This window comes from Streptomyces silvae (assembly GCF_016745505.1).
GTDB lineage: Bacteria > Actinomycetota > Actinomycetes > Streptomycetales > Streptomycetaceae > Streptomyces > Streptomyces silvae.
In genome coordinates, this window is sequence record NZ_JAERUC010000130.1 from 1 (window position 1) to 4661 (window position 4661).

Consider the following 4661-nt stretch of genomic DNA (forward strand, 5'->3'; position numbering starts at 1 on the left):
GGGCGTCCCCGGGCCCGGGGACGCCCCTCCAGTGCGTGCGGCTGATCAGGGGCGGGGCCAGGGGCGGCCGGCGAGGCCCTCGATGTCGGTGTTGAAGCGCCGCAGATAGCCGGCGAAGGCGGAGATGTCCTCGTCGGGCCAGTCGGCCATGACCTGCTGCAGGGACGTGACCATGCCCTCCCGTTCCGCGTCGAGGGTCTTGACGCCCTCCTCGGTGATGCGGAACTTACGGGCCATGCCCCCGTCCGGGTCGGGGATGCGCTCCACGAAGCCGGCGCGCATGACCGCCGCGGTCTGGCGGTTGAGGGTGGAGACATCGAGGTCGAAGGCCTCGCTGAGCTCGCCGACGGACATCGGGCCCTGGACGCGGATGCGGCTGAGCAGGATGTAGGCGCTGCGCTCCAGGAGGCCGTCCTTGCGGCGGCCCTTCCGGTGGGCCAGCAGGCCGTGGCGGCTGAGCAGCATCTGCTCGTACTCGACCTCTCGTGTCGCCCTGTTCATGCGCGGGCACCTCCTGCTTCCTGCCGGGCGAGGCCGGTGTGTCGTCCTGCCGTCGTGCGTACCGACTTCATCGTATGTTTCCAGAGCAGTGCATGGACCACATAGTGTGCATGATGCAATAACGCTCGAGCGCCCCGACCGGTCCGACCGGCGGGGCGCTCCGGCGTTCCGGGGCCGGGAGATTTCTGCTGCACGGGCATTGACCGGTGGAGCGGGCCGAACTTACGTTCATCGCGTTGCTCTTCGTATGTCATATATGAGACGCGATATGAGACCGAGCGCCGTATGCCGCCGGCCCCGAGCCTTCTTCCGTCGGTCGGTGCGCACCCAGAGAAGAGAGCCGACCGTGATCAACCCCCGCACCAGCCGTCTCGCAGCCGCGATATCCCTGGTCAGCGCCCTGGCCTTCACCGCGACCGCCTGTGGTGACGACGGCAGCGGCATCGCCGGAGCCAAGGGCGCCGAAGGCCCGGGCACCGGGAAGGTCGTGTTCTGGGACGAGAACGGCGGTGTCCGTACGGCGGTCTGGAAGGAGATCATCGCCGACTTCGAGAAGGCCAACCCGGACATCGACGTGCAGTACGTGGGCATCGCCTCCACCGAGGCCCAGTCCAAGTACGACACCGCCATCCAGGGCGGCGGGCTGCCGGACGTCGGGGGCGTGGGGGCCGCGATGGTCGCCGGGATCGCCGCCCAGGACGCGCTGGAGCCGCTGGACGACCGGATCGAGGCGAGCTCGCTCAAGGGCAAGCTCAACGAGGCGATGACCGAGAACGTACGGAGCGCCGGCGGCCGGGACGAGCTGTACACCGTGCCGATCTCCGCCACCAACGGCGTCCTCTACTACCGGACGGACCTGTTCGAGAAGGCCGGGCTGGGCGAGCCGGCCACCTGGGACGACTTCTACGCGGCCGCGGAGAAACTGACGGACCGGAAGAAGAACCGGTTCGGCTACACCATCCGCGGCGGCCCGGGTTCGATCGCCCAGGCGCTGGACGCGATGTACGGCCAGTCGGGCATCGAGTCCTTCTGGGACGAGTCGGAGACGAGGACGACGGTCAACGACCCGAAGAACGTCGCGGCGCTGGAGAAGTACGCCGGCCTGTACAGGAAGGCCACTCCGGAGGCGGACCTCAACAACGACTTCACGAAGATGGTCGCCCAGTTCGACTCGGGCAGCATCGCCATGCTCAACCACAACCTGGGGTCCTACCAGGACCACGTGACCTCGCTGGGCAACGACACGTTCCGCGGGATCCCGCAGCCCGAACTGCCGGACGGCACCCGGGTGATGGTCTCCAACCCGGTCTCCGGGCTCGGTCTGCTGAAGTCGTCCGAAAACAAGGCGGCGGCCTGGAAGTTCATCGAGTTCGCCGCCTCCCACGCCTCGAACTCCAAGTTCAGCGAGTCCGCGGGCCTGATCCCGGCCAACGAGGAGGCCGCCGAGGACCCCTGGCTCGACAAGGCCGAGACCACCAAGCTCGGGGCGGAGGCGCTGTTCTCGGGTGACACCAAGATCGTGCAGCTGCCGTACTACCTGCCCGACTGGAACACCCTGTCCAAGGCCGACAGCGAATCGGGCTTCCAGAAGGTGCTGCTCGGCAAGACGAGCGCCCAGGACTTCCTGGACACCCTCGCCGAGGACCTCGACGAGGCCCAGGCGGAGTGGAAGGAACAGCAGGGCTGAGACGGGACCGGAGGCGCGCCCCCTCGGCCCCTCAGTCCAGGCCCTCCTCCCGCAGTTCGTACATCAGGAGGAACGTGCGGTAGGTCTCCGCGGACACGTCCAGGCAGACGTCCGGCCGGTTGGTCCACGTCGACGTGTTGTCGAGGGCCCGTCGGCAGGCCGCCTCGGTCTCGGCCTCGGACGGGATGTTCGAGATGAACGCGGCGATGAGCAGGACCACTGCGAGGACGACCACGCCGATACGGATGCGCATGGTCTCCCAACGACCGTGCGGCCGGGGCGGTCACTCAGGGCCGGTCACTCAGGGCCGGTCGCGCGGGGCGGATCGCGGACCGGTCGATCGCGGACCGGTCGATCGCGGCTCAGCAGCAGCCGCGGCGGTCGTCAGGTGCCCGGAAGCCGGCAGGGCGGTACGGCCGTCCGGTCATTCGGGTTCGTCGGTGACCGGCGGCAGATCGGGCTCGATGAACAGCCCGGCGTACTGCGGTGTCGGCAGCGGTGCCGAGGCGCCCGTGTCGGCGGTCGTGGCCGCGGACGTGCCGTCGGAGTGCCGCTGGGTCGTGCGGGCAGGCGTGTCGGTCATGTCAGGTGTCCTGTACGTAGGTGTGTCGGTGAGAGCCCTGTGACCGAATCGCCGCGATATATGCCGGACCGGCCCGACCGGTAGGGCGACGAGGTGCCGCTACCGGTGCCGCGCCGCTCCGGGGGCGTCCGGATCATCGTGCGGTGCATGCAGACTGTAACCCTCCCGGCACGGCTTTCCCCCGGTATTGCGACCCCGGCGTGACGGTTCAGTGCGGCGGTGCGGGCTCGATGTTCTGGTTTGCGTGGAAGAAGTTGTGCGGGTCGTAGGACCGCTTGATCTCCGCGAGCCGGTCGTGATGGCCGCGGTAGGTGGCCCGGACCCGGTCCTGGGACTCGCCGGTGCCGAGGAAGTTCACGTAGCCGCCGCCCATGGAGTACGGGTGCAGCGCCTCCCAGTAGCTTACGGCCCAGTCCCGCAGGGCCGGTGCGTTGGCCGGGTCGGGGTCGATGCCGGCGATGACGCCCGACCAGCGCGCGTCACGGTAGGCCCAGGCGGTCTCGTCGGAGCCGACCCGGCCGGCCGCCCCGTCGACCGGGTACAGGTGCATGGTCGACAGGCCGGTGGGGAGCTTCTCGGCGAAGGACGCGTGCACGTCGACGGCCTCGTCCGTGATCCGGTCGAAGAAGTCGCCGCGCCAGTACCACTGGAGACCGGCCGGCAGCAGCGCGTCGAACATCGACTGGAGGGCCGGGTAGGGCATCGGCGAGGTGAAGTGGAAGGCGGGCGGGCCCGGTTCGTCCACCACGGAGAGGGTCTCGCCCAGGGATTCCGGGTCCGCCGTCGAGCACCAGACCACGCCGCACATCTTCTGCCCGTGGATCTCCTCGGGGAAGGGCGGGCCGGGCGGGACGGTCAGCGAGGCGAAGAAGCCGTACAGGTCGTCCGGCGCCTGCGGCAGGAAGTCCCGGTACCAGCGCATGACGTCCTGGAAGAGCTCCAGGGGCCATACGGTGATGGCGACCCCCACCGTGTCCACCGGGTGCAGCTCGAAGTCGAACGACGTGACGACGCCGAAGTTCCCGCCGCCGCCGCGCAGGGCCCAGAACAGGTCGGCGTGTTCGCTGGGGTTCGCGGCCACGAAGCTTCCGTCGGCCAGGACGACGTCCGCGGAGACCAGATTGTCCACCGAGAGGCCGTACTTACGGGTGAGGTAGCCGTGCCCGCCGCCGAGCGTCAGTCCGCCGACGCCGGTGGTCGACATGATGCCCGCCGGGGTGGCCAGGCCGAAGGCGTGGGTGGCGTGGTCCAGGTCGCCCAGCGTGGCACCGCCGTCGGCCTGGGCGGTCTGGGTGGCCGGATCGACCCGCACACCGTGCAGGGGGGACAGATCGAGCGTGACGGCGCCGTCGCGGAGGCCGAGACCGGGGCCGCTGTGCCCGCCGCCCCGGACCGCCGGCTCCAGCCCGTTCTCGCGGAGGAAGTCGACGGCGGCCATCACGTCCGCCGTGTCGCGGCACTCGACCACGGCCGCCGGCTTCTTGTCGATCATGGCGTTGTAGACCGTGCGGGCCCGCCCGTACTCCTCGTCGTCCGGGCCGATGACCGGGCCGCGCAGCTCCGTTCGCATCTTTTCCAGCAGGGTGCCGTCCATGGTCCTCTCCTCGCGCGTATGCGCCCGGCCTCCCCTGCGGCACCGCATCGGGTGAGGTTGGTTGGGCCGACGCCGGCACCTGGGATGCCGCGCGGACGGGACCGAACACCGAAAAGCGTGCACTTCAAGCGTCCCGCCGCCCCGGAGGCCGTGCAATCGCTGGGCGCCGTGCCTCCGCCCGAGGTGCGCGGGGGCAGCGGTGGCCAGGTGTGGTCGGAGCACCCTCCCGGATGGCGTAGAGTTGCAATCACAACGGCGCGGGGTGGAGCAGCTCGGTAGCTCGCTGGGCTCATAAC

5 protein-coding genes are annotated in these 4661 nt (G+C 69.8%); 1 reads left to right on the forward strand and 4 read right to left on the reverse strand.

Annotation, left to right across the window (positions count from 1 at the left end; all coding sequences use genetic code 11):
• Nucleotides 1-45 precede the first annotated feature (45 nt).
• Nucleotides 46-501, reverse strand: a complete 456-nt coding sequence (locus JKV81_RS19785; protein ID WP_129264750.1) for a MarR family winged helix-turn-helix transcriptional regulator — start codon at nucleotides 499-501, stop codon at nucleotides 46-48.
• A gap of 346 nt (nucleotides 502-847) precedes the next feature.
• Between JKV81_RS19785 and JKV81_RS19790 the strand changes: the two genes are divergently transcribed.
• Entirely contained in the window at nucleotides 848-2188 is a 1341-nt protein-coding gene (locus JKV81_RS19790) for an ABC transporter substrate-binding protein (protein ID WP_202076976.1), read from the forward strand.
• Between the two features lie 31 nt (nucleotides 2189-2219).
• Here JKV81_RS19790 and JKV81_RS19795 read toward each other — a convergent pair whose 3' ends face one another.
• The 3 genes from JKV81_RS19795 to JKV81_RS19805 all read right to left on the reverse strand — a co-directional run bounded on the left by JKV81_RS19795 (nucleotide 2220) and on the right by JKV81_RS19805 (nucleotide 4365).
• Complete coding sequence (locus JKV81_RS19795) at nucleotides 2220-2441, reverse strand: hypothetical protein (RefSeq protein ID WP_099173059.1); 222 nt, start codon at nucleotides 2439-2441, stop codon at nucleotides 2220-2222.
• Between the two features lie 171 nt (nucleotides 2442-2612).
• On the reverse strand, nucleotides 2613-2771 hold the full coding sequence (locus JKV81_RS19800) for a hypothetical protein (RefSeq protein ID WP_164992701.1): 159 nt from the start codon (nucleotides 2769-2771) through the stop codon (nucleotides 2613-2615).
• Nucleotides 2772-2979: 208 nt separating this feature from the next.
• Nucleotides 2980-4365: an FAD-binding oxidoreductase gene (locus JKV81_RS19805; protein WP_129264752.1), complete on the reverse strand. Its 1386-nt coding sequence runs from the start codon at nucleotides 4363-4365 to the stop codon at nucleotides 2980-2982.
• Nucleotides 4366-4661: the final 296 nt, after the last annotated feature.

What these genes read in the sequence shown, in the direction of transcription:
- JKV81_RS19785 (WP_129264750.1), bottom strand. Translation starts at nt 501, where the DNA reads ATGAACAGGGCGACACGAGAGGTCGAGTACGAGCAGATGCTGCTCAGC.
- JKV81_RS19795 (WP_099173059.1), bottom strand. Translation starts at nt 2,441, where the DNA reads ATGCGCATCCGTATCGGCGTGGTCGTCCTCGCAGTGGTCCTGCTCATC.
- JKV81_RS19800 (WP_164992701.1), bottom strand. Translation starts at nt 2,771, where the DNA reads ATGACCGACACGCCTGCCCGCACGACCCAGCGGCACTCCGACGGCACG.
- JKV81_RS19805 (WP_129264752.1), bottom strand. Translation starts at nt 4,365, where the DNA reads ATGGACGGCACCCTGCTGGAAAAGATGCGAACGGAGCTGCGCGGCCCG.